The sequence below is a fragment of the Novosphingopyxis baekryungensis DSM 16222 genome (assembly GCF_000420305.1).
GTDB lineage: Bacteria > Pseudomonadota > Alphaproteobacteria > Sphingomonadales > Sphingomonadaceae > Novosphingopyxis > Novosphingopyxis baekryungensis.
The window spans coordinates 572,658-588,819 of the sequence record NZ_ATUR01000003.1; the positions used below are offsets into that span (position 1 = coordinate 572,658).

Genomic DNA, 16,162 nt, shown 5'->3' on the forward strand with positions numbered 1-16,162 from the left:
ATCCACTGCCTAGTTCAGGGCCACCGCAGGCGGAAGGTGCGCCAGGAGCATTTCCGAGGTGATCGGCTTACCGATCACGACGCTGTCCTGCGCCCAGGCACCGATCTGTTCACGGGTGTAACCGGTCAAAATCACATAGGGAATGCCGCGCTGCTTCAGCCCGTCGGCGATGGGCTCTGCGCTCTTGCCGCCCAGATTGGCGTCGAGAATCGCGAAATCGGCGGCATTCTGCTCGATCGCTTCCATTGCGGTCGAGAGATGTTGTGCATTGGCTGCGACCTGATAGCCTGCATCCAACAGGGTCATTTCGATATCGGCCGCAATCAACGGCTCGTCGTCTATTATCAGAACTCTCATGACCCTAACGCCATCCTTACGCTCGCACTAACCTGCGATGGGGACGGTAGACGAATATTCAGGGATCGGAAACGGATATCTTTCCGCTGCGTCAATTGAACGCCTGCGTCGCTCGATTGCCACCCCTGCCCCCGCGCAATCCGGACCGGGCCGGCGGCGCTTCAAGGCGCGGCGAGCGCCCATCGCAAGGTGTGCGTTGCCCCCAGCGCGCCGGTGCGCAGCAATGGTTTGGCCAGCGCCGAGACGGACAATCCGTGCATGCGCCGCGCCCAGCCCGGCATGAGATCGATACCCGCCTGCACGCTGAGCGATTGCATGGGCCCCAGACTGCGCCGCTGCGGCCGATAGCGCAGCAGCGCCTGCGCGGCCGCTTCCGTGCGTTCGTCGCGGCGCAGTTCGGTGCGATAATCGCGCATATAGGCCATCGCCGCGCGCCGGCTGCGTGGCAGATCGACCGCGCCCAGCCTTGTGTTGATATCGGCGATCTGATCGAAATAGGCGTCCTGCCGCGCGCGGCTCATCATCGGTTCGCGGTAGCGGATATAGGCGTCCAGAAAGCTCACCGCCTCGGTGATGTGCACCCAGCCGAGCAGCCGTGGATCATCCGCGCGATAGGGCGTGCCGTCCGGCAAGGTGCCGGTGACATAGCCATGGATCTGCCGCACCTTGTGGATTGCCGCTTCGGCCTGCGCCAGATCGCCATAGGTGGTGGTGGCGATGAAGCGCGCCGTGCGCCGCAGCCGCCCCTGCATGTCCTGCCGGAAATTGCTGTGATCCCACACCCCGGCAAGCGCGAGCGGATGTAACATCTGGAGGAACAGCGCCGCGATGCCGCCGATCATCATGGTCATCACATCGCCATGCACGTCGCGGATCACCGCGCCCTCGGCAAACAGCCCCGGCCCGTCATAGACCGATGCGCCCTGCCCTTCCTCCCGGAACAGGCCGCGCACCTCTTCGGCGATGGCGCTGCGGATGGAGGGCAGCCGCCTCAATGCAACGCGCCCACAGGTTCACACAGGTCACACAGTCCAGAGACGCAAAAAGCTCGCCGCGGCAAAGCGGCTCCACGGCCAGTCGATTCGGGACCGGCAGACACCCCGCCCGCATGGCCAGCCTCAAGCCATGGCGCGGCCGCCGTCAGGAAAAAGGAATCCGTGGTCATCCAGCCAATATAGGAACGCCGGTCGATGTAGGACAGCACTGGATTTCAGCAGGCGTCCGCGTGGAGGCGTCACCCGGCCATCGCCAGCAAACCGAAACAGAGGGCCGGTGGCCATCCCCGGCCCCATCCCACTCATTGCAGCGCCACGCGCGCCGTCCCCTCGATCCTGGCGGGCAGGAACAGACCCGCGCCCGTCACGCTGATCTTGCCGGTGGTCACCCGCGTGATATCCGCGCTGATGGCGAAATCGCCCTCCTGCGTGCTGCTGACCGCGGCTTTGACCTTGCGCAGGAGATCGTCGAAATCCTTCTCGAAATTCTGCGCGAGCGACGCGGCGACGAAGGACTTGATCCCCGGCGCATTGACCAGTTGCAGGATCAGATCGCCGCCGGTCATGTCGGTCGTGCCACTCACCTTCAGATCCTCGATCTGCACGGCGCGGGAATTTTTCGCATTGGTCGGTTCGCCGGTCAGCCAGACCGTGCCGGTGGTCGCCGCATCCCTGGATCCGATCTCGCGCGCGGCAAAGACGATGCCCACGGCAATGCGATCATTCTTGGTGGCATAGATCGTGACCTTGCGGAATTCGGCACGGACGTCGCCCACGCCGGGCAGGGAGAAGGGGCGCGCGGATCGCTTGACCAGCGCGCGCAGCAACACCGGCTCCAGCTGCCGGTAATCGGCGACCACGGGCACCACGAAGGACACCTTGCCCGGCTTTCTGTCCATCCTGGTCATATTGGGCAAGGGTGCCGGGTTCGGCGGGGCGGGCTTGTTGCCGACAAAGGCCTCCGTCAGCGCCTTCATGCCCAGGTTGAGCCGGATGGTCTGTCCATCGATGCGATACCCGCCATAAGCCAGCGTCTGCGGGGTGACCCGCATCCACACCGGCGGGTTTTGATCGTTGAGCGACAATATGGTGAAGGCGGACTGCCATGCCTTTTCCACCTCTTCGCGAATCCCGAGCTTCTTCAGCTCGGCTGGCAGATCGCGCTCCAGCCTGGCGATCACCGGCTTCAGTTTGGCATCGGCCTTGTCCGCGAAATTGATCCGCTGGCCAAGAAATTCGACATGCGGTTCGTCGGTCCAGTCATAATGCAGATCGGCGCTGCCGCGCGGGGTCCAGTCCTCGGCCAGATCGAGGCGAATCTCCGCCCGCGCCATGGCCCGCGCCGTTGCGGTCTCCCGGCTGATCACGCCGCCGATATCCTCCGCACGGACCACGGCGTTGAGCGGAATGGCAACCTCGATGGTGCGGCCAGACCCCGACAGGCGAAGATGGCCGCGCGTGACCGTGCCGACGATCCGGCATTTGATGCGCGGCGTCTTGATGGTGGCAATGCCCAGATCGACGCCCTTGGGTGCCACGCAGGTCTGCCCCGGTCGATCGATCGACCAGAGCTGTTTGGGTATCGACCGGTCCAGCGCGGCGGCCAGCGTGCCAAGCCGCGCCGTGACCGGAATGGCGATGATGGATGGCGCCGCCTCGATCTCGATCGGCGTGGTCACCCGCACCGGGGCCTTGTCGGGCGGCGTACGGCTGCAGGAGGCCAGCACGGGGATCGCCAGCAACAATGCCATTATTCTGACCAAGACCATGTCCTCCCGCGTTTCCTATGCAACCGGGCGCCGCCTGTGCCGAGCGCCGGTCTTATCGAACAAACCACCGAATGCTTTTTTTGCTCCCAAGGTTGCTGACGTGCGATTTCATAGAGCGTTGGCTTTACCGGGAATTGGCCACCAAGCATCCAAAATCTGGATTTGCCAGGCGACGCTTCTCGCGCGATGCGTCATGTACAGTTGCCTCAGCGCCCGCGATGGCCACAGATTCACCAACGGCACCGATCCGGCCAGCCCGACGCCCAGCGTATTCATGATCACGTTGTCATTGCTGCGCACCTGTCATGGCGCGGCCTTTCGCGGCGCGCATCAGGACGCAAGCCGAGGGTGCGATGGCAGGAGCAGCCGCACAGCTTCATCGCATCACCCAGTCGTGATGCCCCGAGCATATTGCGCGTTGCCCCTGCTTATTTGCATCATCCTATGAAATCATGTCCGTCGTCCGGGCACGATCATGCAGGAACGTGAGCCACTTTTTTGAGTGTGGCTTCGAAGCGCTTGTTCGACCGGCGTACTGCGCCGCGCATCGTGAACCCGATCATAGCGAACCCAAGCAGCAGCATCAGCCATGTGGACGGTTCCGGAACGGCACCGGCCACCGGCGCAAGGCTGGCGGTGATCCGCAGATCGTCCACGGCCAGGCCATGATCGCTGCCTGTGGAGTTGGAATCGAACCAGCGAAAGCCGAAGGAAGCGCCGTCGGCAATGGAAAGACCGGCAATCGTGCCGAATATATCGACCGAATTCACATTGCCATTCAGGGCCGTGTTTCCGCTCAGCACCAGCGGCGTGAACGCCAATGCATCCACATCGCGCCAGGTGCCATTATCCAGTTCGGATGCGTCCGTCGAAAGCTGAAAGATCAGGCCATCGTCATTCGAGCTGCCAGCGCGCCACTGCTCGCCGGTATAGGCAAACCGCAAATCGCTTATGATCCGGTCAAGGCGATTGATGAAGATGGCCCCGAAATAGATCGCGTCATTGCTGCCGCTCGCCAGACTGCCCAGTGCGCGGTCCGCAGAATTGCCGAAGCTGTAGACATCTCCAGCGTTCGACGACCCGCTACCCGCCCGGTAGAATCCGTCCGCTGCACTGCCGGATCCGGTTTCGACAACTTGAAAGCCATCGGGAAGCGCGCTGTTTCCTGTGCCACTGGCTGCAAGGCCGTCGAAATTCTGGCTATAATCCAGCGTCGTCAGCGCAACGGGATTGGCGGGCGTTTTTCCGGCGGCATGGGCCGCGACCGGCGCACAGCCGAGAATAAGCGAGGCGACGAACAATTTTGATAAAGTCATGGGATGATCCCTTCTAAAGATATGCAGATCAGGCAGACACATAGCTCAGCTTGCGGGTGCGCCGACGCAGACCGGCACCGACCGCTCCAAAGCCCAGCACCAGGAATGCCCATGTCGACGGTTCCGGAACCGCCGCGATAACATCGCCGGTGACACGGAAATTGGCGTCGCAATTATTGCCCGGCCCCTGGCAATTGCTGTAGATATTGGCGGAATTTGTGAGGAGTCGGCCACCCGTATAGGCATCGCCGCCGAGCAACTGGCCGCTGCGCACGTCGAAGGCCGGCCCCACGACGAGGGCCGCGCGCGACGAGCTCGCATTCAGCACGGCAGTATACAGCGAACCGAGCGTCAGGACGACATCCGGCAAGGCTATGTCGACCCATTCCACATCGTTGCGCGACACGATCGAGCCTGGCAGCACGAAGCTTTGCGTGAACAGCGATGCGCCGGTCAGGGTTTCGCCCTGAAAGAGCGACAGTGTCAGCGGGCTGTTGGCGGAACCGGTGTTGAGAACGCTGAACTGAAATCCGATGGAACTGACCGTATTGGTTTGCGCCGTGAAGCTCTGCCCGATCGGATCGAAGGCGGAAATCGTGACCTTTCGATTCGTCTGCGGGTTGGCGACGACTTCCAGCGTTTCAGCGGCCAATGCCGGGGCTGCGAGCGAAAGAGCGATCAGGGGTATGGCAAAAGCTTTGAACAACATGCGACTCTCCAAAATGGCGTTAATCGCTTGTTAAGCAAAATCTAAGTCTGGCATATTTCAGTGAAATGGCGGCACGGTGAATTGCGTGAAAAACAATAGACAGCGCCTTGCAAAGCGGCCCAGCGCGCAGCCATAGCCGCGACGCGTCATCTACAATTGCCGCAGCGCCTGCGACGGGCGCACGTTCATCAGGGGCACCGATCCGGCAAGACCGATGCCGAGCGTGAGCAACGCGCCGCCGCCCAGCACGCCGAGCACGACAAGCCAATCCGGCCGCCAGCTGAATTCGAACAATTGGACGATCACCACCCAGGCGCCGAGCGTGCCGAGCGCAAGCGCCACCAGCGCCAGCGCCCCTGCGAGCATGGCATATTCCAACCCCTGCGCCGTAAGCACCTGACGGCGGGTGGCCCCGAGCGTCTTCATGATGACGCTGTCATAGCTGCGCGCCTGACGCGAGGCGGCAATCGCGCCGACCAGCACGGCCAGGCCCGCCAGGATCGCCACCGAGGCCGCAGCCAGGATGGCCGTCGCCATCTGGCGCATCAGCGTGGTGATCTGGCCCACCACCTCGCCGACCGGAATGATCGAGGCCGACGGGAAGGCATCGACGATTGCGCGCTGCAGACCGTCGGTGCGGGCCGCCGCAATGGTGGCGGCCAGATTGTGCGGCGCGGCGGCCAGCGTGTCCGGCGTTACCACCATCACATAGTTGAAGCCCATCGTATCCCAGTTCACCTTGCGGGTGGAGGCCAGCGTAAACGCGGTCTCGCGTCCCAGAATGGAGACGGTTATGCTGTCGCCGATCTTCAGGCCGAGAACATTGGCCGCTTCCTCGTCCAGCGAGATCAGCGGCGGCCCGCGATAGTCCTGCGGCCACCAGCGACCCGATGTCAGTTCGCTGCCCTCCGGCAGACGATCCGAATAGGTCACACCGCGCTCGCCGCGCAGGAACCATGCGCCTTCCGGCAACTCCTTCAGATCGGCGACGCGAACATTTTTATAGGCCACGATGGTGCCGCGAAGGGTTGGCACCACATTGGTATCGGCGCCGGGCGCATAGCGATCGACGATCTGCCCGAACCGCGCCTTCTGCTCCACCGGCACGTCGAGCACGAAATAATCCGGGGCGCGTTGCGGCACCACCGTTGCGATTTCATTGTTCAGGCTCGTCTGGATGCCCGCCAGCGTGACGAACAAGGTCAGCGCAAGGCCAAGGGCGACAACCAGCGCGGGGGTCTGCGATCCGGGGCGGTGAAGATTGGTGAGCGCCAGACGCAGCAAGGGATTGCGCGGGCGCGGCGCCCTGGCGGCGGCGCGGGCGATGGCCCAGCCAATCGCCAGCAGGATCAGCAGCACCGCCAGGCTTGCCGCCAGCACGGCGGCGGCGAACAGCGGGTCGCGCGCGGTGGCGATGGCCAGCGCGGCAATCGCGACCACGGCCAGACCCACCGGCCAGCGCACGGCCTTCCAACCGCTGCGCCCGCGCTCCACCACGCCGCGAAAGATCGACGCGGCCGGCTGCGTGCGTGCGCGGGCCAGCGGCGGCAGGGTAAACACCAGCGCGATCAATGCACCGAAGGTGGCGGCCTTGATCAGCGGCAGCGCAAACAGCCCCGCCTCGGGCCGCACCGGCAGCAGATCGCCGATCAGGGCGGAGAGCAGCGGCACCAGCGCCGCACCGGCGATCAGCCCCAGCAGGATGGCGGCCAGCGCGACCAGGCCGACCTGCAGACCGTAAATGCGCGCAATGTCCTTCGATCCGGCACCGAGCACCTTGAGCGTGGCGATGCCGGGACGCTTGGTCGCCAGATAGGACGCCACGCCATTGCCCACGCCGATGCCGGCGATGATGAGCGCGGTCAGACCGATCAGCTCCAGAAACTGGCCCATCCGCTCGAAAAAACGGAAGGCCCCCGGCGAGGCGCGGTCGCGCGTGCGGAACTCCAGCCCGGCGCTCGGGAACTGCTGCTCCCACCGTTCGATCAGCGCATCCGGGGCGGGGCCCCCGCTGGTGCGCACGCGATATTTGCTTTCATACATGCTGCCCGGCTGGATCAGCTCGGCCCGCCGAAATCCCGCAAGCGAGGCGATGGCCACCGGCCCCAGCGTGAAGCCCTCCCCCACCCGGTCCGGCTCGTCCCCGATGATGCCGCGCACGGTGTAATCCGCCGTGCCGTAGCGAAGCTGCGCGCCTGTCTGCAGCGCCAGCCTTTCGGCCAGTCCCTGATCGATCAGGATTTCATCGGCGGCGAGCGGCGGCATCGGCGCGCCATCGGCCAGCGTCAGCCGGCCATAGAGCGGATAGGCGCCATCGACGCCCTTGAACTCCGTCAGCACCGATTCCCCGCCCGCCACGGCCCGCGCCATGGCGCGAAGGCGGATAGTCTCGCTGACGGTGCCGGCCTGCGCAAAGGCGGCACGCTCGGCTCCATCGGCGCTGCGCTGGCTCATCGATATCTCGACATCGCCGCCCAGCAGGGCGCCGCCCTGATCGCTCAGCGCGCCGGTGATCGACGCGGTCAGGCTGCCGATCGCGGCCAAGGTCGCCACGCCCAGGAACAGGCACAGAAACAGGAGGCGCAGCCCGCGCAGGCTGGCGCTCAGATCGCGGCGCGCCAGACGCCAGGCGGTGCTCCAGGGAAGCGCGGCGACCGGGGCGCTCATGACGCGGCCGCGCTGTCCGATACGATCCGCCCGTCCTGCATTTCCAGCACCCGGTCGCAGCGCTCGGCCAGCGTCTCGTCATGGGTGATGATGATCAGCGTGGCGCCCGCACTGGCGCGCCGTTCGAACAGCAGATCGACAATGCCGCCGCCGGTTGCCCGGTCCAGATTGCCGGTCGGCTCGTCGGCAAAGATAATCGACGGACGCGGCGCGACGGCGCGGGCAATGGCCACGCGCTGCTGCTCGCCGCCCGAAAGCTGTGAGGGATAATGGGCCATGCGATGGCCAAGGCCGACTGCCGAAAGCTCCGCCGCCGCCGTACCGAAGGGATCATCGGCCCCGCTCAGCTCCAGCGGCACCGCCACATTCTCCTGCGCCGTCATGGTCGGCAGCAGATGGAAGCTTTGCAGCACAATGCCGAGCCGGTCCCGCCGTACGATCGCCAGCGCATCTTCATCCAGCGACCGGAAGTCCGCGCCCGCCACCTCGACCGTCCCGCCGGACGCCTGCTCCAGCCCGGACAGGATCGCCATCAGCGAGCTCTTGCCGGAGCCAGACGGGCCGAGCAGCGCCACGCTCTCGCCCTGCTGGATATCCAGATCGATCCCATGCAGAATGTCCACGCGCGCTTCTCCATCGCCCAGCGATAGCGTGACATTGCGGGCGCGCACGACAATAGGGGTATCCGGCATGAGGGAGCGTCGATCCTTGAAAAGAAATATCATCCTATATGTAGCCGCCGCGCTGCTTTTCCAGTCGCTGGCCGCCTGTTCGCCCGGCGCGGACAGCGCCCCTGCCCAAAGCGAGGCGCAGCAGAACGCAGGCGCCAGCACCGCAGCCGCGACGCCCGCCGTAGACGAGAAGCTCGTCCTGGCCTTCGGCGACAGCCTGTATGCCGGCTATCAGCTCGGCCCCAAGGAAGGGCTGGCCCCGCAGCTGGAACAGGCGCTGGATGCCAGCGGCACCCCCGCGCAGGTCGTCAATGCCGGGGTCTCCGGCGATACCAGCGCGGCGGCCCGGCAGAGGCTGGCCTTCACGCTGGACGGTCTGCCCCGCAAGCCGGATCTGGTGCTGGTTGGCCTTGGCGGCAACGACATGCTGCGCGGCGTCGATCCGGTGCAGACGCGCGCCAATCTCACCGCCATTCTGGACGAACTGCAACGGCGCGAGATTCCCGCCATGCTCACCGGCATGCTGGCCGCGCCCAATCTCGGCCCGGATTATCGCGCCGCCTTCGAATCGATCTATCCCGATCTGGCGCGCCGCTATGATGTGCCGCTCTATCCCTTCATCCTGGAGGGCGTGCTGGGCCAGAACGCGCTGATGCTGCCCGATCGCATCCATCCCAATCCACAAGGGGTGCAGGTGATGGTCCAGGGCCTCACGCCCGCGGTCAAGGCAGCGCTGGCCGGCTGAGACTATCCACAGGCTCTGCCCGCGCTTTTGACCCAAGGCACGCAAGCGCTCTTGGGCTGCGGCGTCGAACCGGATAGCGTGGCGGCCATGCGCAGCGATATCATCATCGGCCAGGCGGCGGACGGCTCCGACATCCCCGTCGATATCGAGGAGTTGCTGGCGAGCCGCCTGCTGGTGCAGGGCAATAGCGGATCGGGCAAATCGCACCTTCTGCGCCGCCTGCTGGAAGAAAGCGCCAAGCTGGTGCAGCAGGTGGTGATCGATCCGGAAGGCGACTTCGCCTCGCTGTCGGACCATTTCGGCCATGTGCTGATCGACGGCGCCAGCTATTCCCCGGCGGAGATCGAGGCGCTGGCGCTGCGCATCCGCGAACATCGTGCATCGGTGGTGCTCTCGCTGGAAGGGCTGGAGGTCGAACAGCAGATTCGCTGCGCCGCGCAGTTCCTGAACGGCCTGTTCGATGCCCCGCGCGATCACTGGTTTCCCGCCTTGGTGGTGGTGGACGAGGCGCAGATGTTCGCGCCCTCCGTGGCCGGCGAGATTGGCGAGGATACGCGCCGCCTGACCCTGTCCGCCATGACCAATCTGATGTGCCGGGGCCGCAAGCGCGGGCTGGCGGGGATCGTGGCCACGCAGCGGCTGGCCAAGCTGGCCAAGAATGTCGCGGCGGAAGCCTCCAATTTTCTCATGGGCCGCACCTTTCTGGATATCGACATGCAGCGCGCGGCCGATCTGCTCGGCATGGAACGGCGGCAGGCGGAGCGGATTCGCGATCTGGAGCGCGGCCATTTCCTCGGCCTCGGCCCCGCCATCAGCCGGCGCCCGCTTGCGGTGAAGATCGGCCCGGTGCAGTCCGGTCCCCGCACGGTGGAAAGCGGTCTGCTGCCACCGCCCGATGTCGAGGCGGCCGATATGGAAGCGCTGCTGCATGAAGAGCTGGCCGTTGCCGCGCCGCCCGCGCCTCCACCGCCCCCGCCACGGCCCGTTGCGGATGTGGCCGAGCATATCGAACGCGCAGCCCCAGGCGTGGCGACTGCAGAGCCTGCCGACATGCCCAGCCATACCGAGAGCCAGCAGGCCATCGACCGTATCCTAAGCCAGATGGCGCAGGAAGATGGCGCGACGTTCCGCTCCCCATCCCGCCTCTATCAGGATTTTGCCACCCGTTGCCGTCAGGATCCTGGCGTGGCCATTCCGCTCGATCTTACGGAATTTCGCCGCCGCTTCGCGATCGCCAGCGCCAGCCTGGATCATCTGGATCCGGCCCTGCGTGCGCAGATCGAATCGCTCGGCACGAATCTCAGCGACGATGTGCTGGCCCCCTTCCTCGTCATCGCCCGCGCGGCGGCCGAGGGATTGGACGAGCCCGATGAAGAGGAACTGGCGCGCGTCTACGGCAGCAGCAGCACCGGACGCATCCGCCGCTTGCTGGATCATTTCGAACGGTCCGGGCACATCGTGGTGCGCAACGAATTTGGCGGCGGCCGCCGCATTTTCGTGCCGGGGTTGGAAGAGGTAACGGCTGGCCGCTAGCGCAGCGCGGGCCAGTCAGTCCCAGGTCCCATCAATCGGGGTTGCTGCTACGCCGCTCGCGGAACCATTGGCGCAGCATCTGTTGCGTGCATCCGGTGGAGCCGGACGGGCCAACCGCGGTACAACTGCCGGGAATGAGATAACGGGCATCGTCTTCCATGCCCTCCACCTGCACCGCCCAGGCCGTATCGCCGGCACCCGTCCGCTGTTCGCGGACCGCCGCAGGAACACGGTACCGCTCGGATTCGGGATGGTGGGCACAGACCACCAGCTCTCCTTCGCTTTTGGGGCAGGCATCGCTGCCATAGACAGCCACGGGGATGACAATGCTGTCGCCATCGACCACCGCCGTAGCGTCGCCGCTGCCAGCAGACTGCGTGGCCATCAGCGGCGATGCCAAAAGGCCGAGGCCCAGCAGAGCAAAGCGGACGTGCATGAAGATGCCCTTTCCTGACGCCCCGTTTGCAGATGTAACGCAAGGAACGGCAATCCGTCCCGCACAAACTGCCACAAAACGCCGAGCCACGCGGGCCTTGGACGAAAGAGCCTCATCGGTTGGGGCGCTATCACCGCTGATCAGGCGCGGGGAAAAGCATAGGACGCTTTGCTGTCAGTGCGTCAGGCCATGGATCCAGCCCCCGCTCAGCATCGAGAACATCGCTCTGAGCTCGATCACTTATAATGAGGCATTACAGGCCAAGGCCAGAGCGCCGGTGATACCGGCGTCGATACCGAGAGCCGGCGTGCGCACGACATGTTGCTTGTGGCCCGGTAAATAATTTGCACCGATATCTGCGGTCATGCTGGCGACCCGCGCAACCAGCCCCGGTGTTTTGGCCACGCCGCCGCCAATCACGATTACTTCGGAAGCCATGGCGGCAAAAAGGGTGTGGCAAGCCTGGGCAAGATAGCCGGAGACATGATGATGGGCCTCATGTTCCGGCGGCAGGTCGGACAGGGTTTTGCCCCAGCGCTTCACGATGGCTGGTCCGCTTGAGAGCCCTTCCAGACAGTCGCCGTGGAAAGTGCAGATCCCGGCGAAATCGCGGTCGCCTGCTTCACGGCGTGGGAAATAATGGCCAAATTCCGGATGGCCTGCGCCATGCACCGTTTCGCCGTTGATCACCAAACCGACCCCTATACCGGTGCCGACCGTCATATAGGCAATGGAGGCGGCACCGCGTCCCGCACCGAAGCGATATTCGGCCAATGCGGCGGCATTTACATCGGTATCCAGGCCGATCGGGCGCTCGAGCGCGCGACTTAAATGGCCCACCAGATCGAAGCCGGACCAATCGGGTTTGGGGGTGTCGAGGATATGGCCCCATCGCTCGCTATGTCGGCTGAGTTCGACTGGACCGAAGCTGGCGACGCCCAGCGCAGCGATAGGTCCCTGGCTGGTAAACCACGCGACCGCCTCGGCCAGCGTCGTCTCAGGATCGCGTGTGGGAATGACATGGCGATCGATCATGGCGTCCGGCGCGGTGCCGACGGCCAAAACGAATTTCGTGCCGCCCGCCTCGATACCGCCAAACAGGGGAGCATCTCGGCAAGTCATGCAAAGGCCTCATCGGCCAGTGTGCAGCGATCGCCATCTATCGTCAGACGTAGCAAAGGCGCCGGCACGCCGCCGAACGGTTGTGGCCCGCTGGCTGCTTCGGGTGCAGAAACGGCATCTCCGCCGGGCCAAATATCGACGAAACTGGAAACGACCAGATCGGACGACACGAACCAGCTATAGCATTGAGAACCGGCATCTTCGGGGTTGGCGATGACCAGACCGCTACCGTTTAACGGGCGATAGGGTCCGTCCAGCCGGTCCGCCACCATGCCATAAAGACCGTTGGGCGCGTGGCGCAGATCGGGTGCAAAGGTGAAACGCTGCGTCACCCAGAAAGCGTAATAGCGCCCGGCGTGACTGACAAGATGTGCGCGCTCCAGCTCATTGTTCACGCCGTCGGCATGGATCGCCGGGGGAACCAGCTGCCATGCGCCATCCACGCGCTTCGCAAGCCCGAACGCGCCGTTGAAGGCGCTCTGCGATCCCGCAAGCGACGCGGTAAAGGCCAGATATTCAGCGCCATCGGCCGGATCGCGAAAATAGGCCGGATCGCGAAACGCCTTGATCTTGCCCGCCTCGCCCTCGTGCTGATCGGCCGCCATATAGTCCGGCGTGATCGCATCCAGCGATGGCTGCGGAACCGACCATTCGCCGATCGCACCGTCCGCGTCCACCGTGGCGGAGGTCTCGAACAGACGCTGCTGATAGCCGCCCGGACGCGCATCGGTCCCGGCACCGGTGAAATGCAGCGTGAGGCGGTCCCCGTCGAGCAGCGCCGTGCCCGCCCATTCGCGCTCATAATCCGTGTCGAAATCCGGCAGCACGGGGCCGCGGTCGTGCCAGCGCCCATCGATCCGCTCGAGCCAGCGGATCTTCGCCTCGAAATGGCGCAGGGCCGGATCACCGCGATCGGGCGCGCTCAGCACCATCCACATCTCGCGCCCGGCAATGTCTGCCATCATGCCGTCGGCTGCCTGGACCGGCCACATATCCCAATAATAGATGCCCTCCCCCCCGATCGGCTGGAGACCATCCAGATTGTTCAAAACCGGAACGCGGGCAAGCTGGCTGGTATCGATATTGCGCAGGTCCGCACCCGTCCATGCCGTGGTCATATGCTCAATTCTCATGCTCGATTGGTGGAACGGCCGGAAGCGCTGCCTCCGGCCGGCCGGAAAGGATCGACTGGCCTAGAAATCGAACCGGAGCGAGGCCGAGAGCGTACGGCCATTGATCGAGCGTGCACGAACAATGCCGTTGGCGGGGATTGCGCCTTCTTCCGCCTCGGTAAAGCCGTTGATGTCGAACACATTGTTCGCGTTCAGCGCTAGCGTCACATTCTCCACCGGGCGCACATTCAGATAGGCGTTGATGGAAGTGAAGCCCGGCAGGACCAGCTGATTGCTGTCCTGCGCATAGCTGTCCGTGGTGCCGACGGCATTGACGCCCAGACCGAAGAACTCGCTGTCATAGGCGGCGGTAGCCTGGAAAACGAGATCGGCCTGGCGGCGCGGCGTGTTGCCGATATTGGCCGGGCTGATATTGTCGTCCTTGATCTCGGCATCCGTATAGGTGGCACCAGCCGAAAGGCTGAAAGCGCCTATGCGATAAGAGCCTTCCAGCTCCACGCCATAAGCTTCGTAGGAGCGGCTGAAGACGGCCTGCGTTGTGGCCTCGAAATTCTCCTCCTCGGTCTCGGCGTAGAAACCGGTGGCGTACAGCGCCAGCCCACCGCCACGATATTTCACGCCGGCCTCGGCCTGCTTGACGAAATCGATGGCGACCGCGTCGCTGCGCAGTTCACCGGTCGTGGTGCTGACATTATTATCGTTGAACAGGATGCGATCGGCGTTGGCCCGCCCGCCTTTGCTGTAGCGCGCGAACACCGACAGATCGCTGGTCAGCAGATAGTTGGCGCCGATCGAGTAGGAGAAATAGTCGTAATTATAATCGACCGGAGCGCTGTTGGCCGGGATGAAGCTGGTCTGCGCCTCGGCCGGATCGATCACGCCATCATTGTTGAAATCGAACGACGTGATGCCGTTGCGGCCGCCCCCCAGATCCGAGCCCGATATGGTGCCACGCGCATCGCCGAAATCATAACGGACGCTGCCGTCCAGAGTGAGGTCGCCCAGCTCCAGACTGATCGAGCCGAACGGTGCCTTGGTGGTGTATTGCAGATCGTAGGAGCGGCGGCAGCAATTGCCGAAGAAGGTGGCACCGAAGCCGGCCGTACCGTTCTGCGTCACCAGATCGCCCGCGGCATTGCGCACGTCCAGCAACACGGCCTGCCCTTCGCCCTCTACCGAAGACAGATGGGAGGTCCACAGCCAGTCCGTATTGATGTCCTGCCGGGAGAAGTAGAAGCCGCCGGTAACGGTGGCCGACCCGCCGGCAAAATCGAAATCGCCGGTCGCACGGATATCATTGGTGAGATTATCGAGGCTGTTCAGCCTTGTGTTGAACAGCACGATGCTGGCGACCAACCCATTGCCGCCCAGCGCGGAGGGATTGGCGACCTGCTGACCGCTCAGCGGGCCGCTGGCATAGAATAAGGTAGAGCCTGCCCCGCCGACAGAATCGGCTGCCGCCTGCGCACCGCCGACACTGCCGGGAAATGGCGATACGAATGCACCGCTAATGTCCGAATAACGGAAGCGCTCGGTGATGGTGATGCCGCCAAAATCATATTCGGCTTCCAGGCCGCCGGCGGCAACCACGGGATGCATGCCTTCGGACACATTGTAGACGGCAGGGTTATTATTGCCGTCCAGCGACTGCACCGGCTTGAAATTGGCGGAGTGCAGCGAGCTGGAGTTGATGTCGAAATTCGGAACATTGCTATATTCCGGATTTTCGTTCGTGCCGGTCACCAGCACCGGATTGGGCAGATAGCCAACGGAATGATCGTCCAGATATTTACCGTAAAGGCGGATATAGCCGCCGGTGAACTGCTGCGTGATATTGGCCTTGATCTGGCCGCCCCGGCTACCGTCATAGCCCACGTCGCGCGGACCATCGCCGATGCGCGAAAAGCCGCCGATGTGGAACAGCGTGTCCGGCCCGATGCGGCCACCATAATCGAAGTCCGCACGGAACTCGCGATAATCGAGGCCTGCGGTCACGCCGAAGGATCCGCCTTCGCTCTGACCGGTCTTCGAAATAAAGTTGATCACGCCGCCCGGTGAGTTGGACGCAAAGGTGGAGGCCGAACCGCCGCGCACCGCTTCGACACGGGCAATGTTGAAATCGGTCCGCAGGAAGATGTCGGCATTGCCGAAAGTGATGTCGCCGAATTCGAGGATCGGCAGGCCGTCTTCCTGCAGTTGCAGGAATTTCGCGCCGCCGGACGCCACCGGCAGGCCGCGCACGGCGATATTGGCGTTACCGTCACCGCCGGAGCTTTCCGAGCGGATGCCCGGTATCTGGCGGATGAGCTCGGCAGAGGAGCGCGGTGCCAGGTCGACGATCGTGTCCGCATTCAGCGAACTGACCGACACCGACGATTCCAGCAGATTCTGGCCGCGCGCCACAGCGGTCACCACGATGGCGATATCGTCCAGCTGCGGCGGAGCCTCGTCATCATTGGCCGGGGCCTGTGCGGTCGTCTGACCCATGGCCGGGGTGGACAGAACGGTGAAGGCAACGCTGGCAGCCAGCAAATGGCGAAGTCTCATATCTCAAGCTCCTCTCGTCCACGCTTTGATAGCGCGATTCGCAGTCTTGAATACCGTTTGTGCAATCGTTTGCAAACAATTTATGCAATCGTTTGCAAAAGTCGATGGCTGGTGTATCTGCTGAACCACGACAAGATGCGCGACAGCATCGATGGAGAGGAC

14 protein-coding genes are annotated in these 16,162 nt (G+C 64.0%); 2 read left to right on the forward strand and 12 right to left on the reverse strand.

The features are described from left to right. Positions 1-9: 9 nt before the first annotated feature. From G410_RS15915 to G410_RS0106685, 8 genes are all read right to left on the reverse strand, one after another. The gene (locus tag G410_RS15915) at positions 10-357 is read right to left on the reverse strand and encodes a response regulator (RefSeq protein WP_022672875.1); all 348 of its coding nucleotides are present in this window, start codon (positions 355-357) and stop codon (positions 10-12) included. A 161-nt stretch (positions 358-518) separates the two neighbouring features. Next, positions 519-1,352: an oxygenase MpaB family protein gene (locus G410_RS0106655; protein WP_022672876.1), complete on the reverse strand. Its 834-nt coding sequence runs from the start codon at positions 1,350-1,352 to the stop codon at positions 519-521. A 302-nt stretch (positions 1,353-1,654) separates the two neighbouring features. Next, a complete protein-coding gene (locus tag G410_RS0106660; protein WP_028971153.1) occupies positions 1,655-3,121 on the reverse strand; it encodes a DUF4403 family protein in 1,467 nt (488 codons plus the stop codon). A 108-nt stretch (positions 3,122-3,229) separates the two neighbouring features. Next, a complete protein-coding gene (locus G410_RS17955; RefSeq protein WP_156851874.1) occupies positions 3,230-3,421 on the reverse strand; it encodes a hypothetical protein in 192 nt (63 codons plus the stop codon). 173 nt (positions 3,422-3,594) lie between these two features. Next, positions 3,595-4,437 carry a PEPxxWA-CTERM sorting domain-containing protein gene (locus tag G410_RS15920; RefSeq protein ID WP_162604080.1) on the reverse strand — a complete coding sequence of 281 codons (843 nt, stop codon included), beginning with the start codon at positions 4,435-4,437 and terminating at the stop codon, positions 3,595-3,597. A gap of 28 nt (positions 4,438-4,465) precedes the next feature. Beyond that, positions 4,466-5,146 (reverse strand): PEPxxWA-CTERM sorting domain-containing protein, encoded by a 681-nt coding sequence (locus tag G410_RS0106670; RefSeq protein ID WP_022672879.1) that lies wholly within the window; start codon positions 5,144-5,146, stop codon positions 4,466-4,468. A 150-nt stretch (positions 5,147-5,296) separates the two neighbouring features. Then, positions 5,297-7,813 carry an ABC transporter permease gene (locus tag G410_RS0106680; protein WP_022672881.1) on the reverse strand — a complete coding sequence of 839 codons (2,517 nt, stop codon included), beginning with the start codon at positions 7,811-7,813 and terminating at the stop codon, positions 5,297-5,299. Next, a complete protein-coding gene (locus G410_RS0106685; RefSeq protein ID WP_028971155.1) occupies positions 7,810-8,505 on the reverse strand; it encodes an ABC transporter ATP-binding protein in 696 nt (231 codons plus the stop codon). The genes G410_RS0106680 and G410_RS0106685 overlap by 4 nt, the downstream gene beginning before the upstream one ends. Between G410_RS0106685 and G410_RS0106690 the strand changes: the two genes are divergently transcribed. After that, the gene (locus tag G410_RS0106690; RefSeq protein ID WP_028971156.1) at positions 8,504-9,229 is read left to right on the forward strand and encodes an arylesterase; all 726 of its coding nucleotides are present in this window, start codon (positions 8,504-8,506) and stop codon (positions 9,227-9,229) included. The genes G410_RS0106685 and G410_RS0106690 overlap by 2 nt on opposite strands. 87 nt (positions 9,230-9,316) lie before the next feature. Continuing rightward, the gene (locus tag G410_RS0106695; RefSeq protein WP_028971157.1) at positions 9,317-10,762 is read left to right on the forward strand and encodes a helicase HerA domain-containing protein; all 1,446 of its coding nucleotides are present in this window, start codon (positions 9,317-9,319) and stop codon (positions 10,760-10,762) included. A gap of 31 nt (positions 10,763-10,793) precedes the next feature. Here G410_RS0106695 and G410_RS0106700 read toward each other — a convergent pair whose 3' ends face one another. The 4 genes from G410_RS0106700 to G410_RS0106715 form a co-directional block, all read right to left on the reverse strand. Further along, complete coding sequence (locus G410_RS0106700) at positions 10,794-11,198, reverse strand: hypothetical protein (protein WP_022672885.1); 405 nt, start codon at positions 11,196-11,198, stop codon at positions 10,794-10,796. A 240-nt stretch (positions 11,199-11,438) separates the two neighbouring features. Continuing rightward, a complete protein-coding gene (locus G410_RS0106705; protein WP_022672886.1) occupies positions 11,439-12,320 on the reverse strand; it encodes an ROK family protein in 882 nt (293 codons plus the stop codon). Then, a complete protein-coding gene (locus G410_RS0106710) occupies positions 12,317-13,438 on the reverse strand; it encodes a glycoside hydrolase family 68 protein (protein ID WP_022672887.1) in 1,122 nt (373 codons plus the stop codon). Before G410_RS0106710 ends, G410_RS0106705 begins: the two co-directional genes overlap by 4 nt. Before the next feature lie 75 nt (positions 13,439-13,513). Continuing rightward, the gene (locus G410_RS0106715; RefSeq protein ID WP_022672888.1) at positions 13,514-16,000 is read right to left on the reverse strand and encodes a TonB-dependent receptor domain-containing protein; all 2,487 of its coding nucleotides are present in this window, start codon (positions 15,998-16,000) and stop codon (positions 13,514-13,516) included. Between the last annotated feature and the right edge of the window lie 162 nt (positions 16,001-16,162).

Bases quoted from the DNA above. Each gene is read 5' to 3' on its own strand.
- G410_RS15915 (WP_022672875.1), bottom strand. From the start codon at position 357: ATGAGAGTTCTGATAATAGACGACGAGCCGTTGATTGCGGCCGATATC.
- G410_RS0106660 (WP_028971153.1), bottom strand. From the start codon at position 3,121: ATGGTCTTGGTCAGAATAATGGCATTGTTGCTGGCGATCCCCGTGCTG.
- G410_RS15920 (WP_162604080.1), bottom strand. From the start codon at position 4,437: ATGACTTTATCAAAATTGTTCGTCGCCTCGCTTATTCTCGGCTGTGCG.
- G410_RS0106670 (WP_022672879.1), bottom strand. From the start codon at position 5,146: ATGTTGTTCAAAGCTTTTGCCATACCCCTGATCGCTCTTTCGCTCGCA.
- G410_RS0106680 (WP_022672881.1), bottom strand. From the start codon at position 7,813: ATGAGCGCCCCGGTCGCCGCGCTTCCCTGGAGCACCGCCTGGCGTCTG.
- G410_RS0106690 (WP_028971156.1), top strand. From the start codon at position 8,504: ATGAGGGAGCGTCGATCCTTGAAAAGAAATATCATCCTATATGTAGCC.
- G410_RS0106685 (WP_028971155.1), bottom strand. From the start codon at position 8,505: ATGCCGGATACCCCTATTGTCGTGCGCGCCCGCAATGTCACGCTATCG.
- G410_RS0106695 (WP_028971157.1), top strand. From the start codon at position 9,317: ATGCGCAGCGATATCATCATCGGCCAGGCGGCGGACGGCTCCGACATC.
- G410_RS0106700 (WP_022672885.1), bottom strand. From the start codon at position 11,198: ATGCACGTCCGCTTTGCTCTGCTGGGCCTCGGCCTTTTGGCATCGCCG.
- G410_RS0106705 (WP_022672886.1), bottom strand. From the start codon at position 12,320: ATGACTTGCCGAGATGCTCCCCTGTTTGGCGGTATCGAGGCGGGCGGC.
- G410_RS0106710 (WP_022672887.1), bottom strand. From the start codon at position 13,438: ATGACCACGGCATGGACGGGTGCGGACCTGCGCAATATCGATACCAGC.
- G410_RS0106715 (WP_022672888.1), bottom strand. From the start codon at position 16,000: ATGAGACTTCGCCATTTGCTGGCTGCCAGCGTTGCCTTCACCGTTCTG.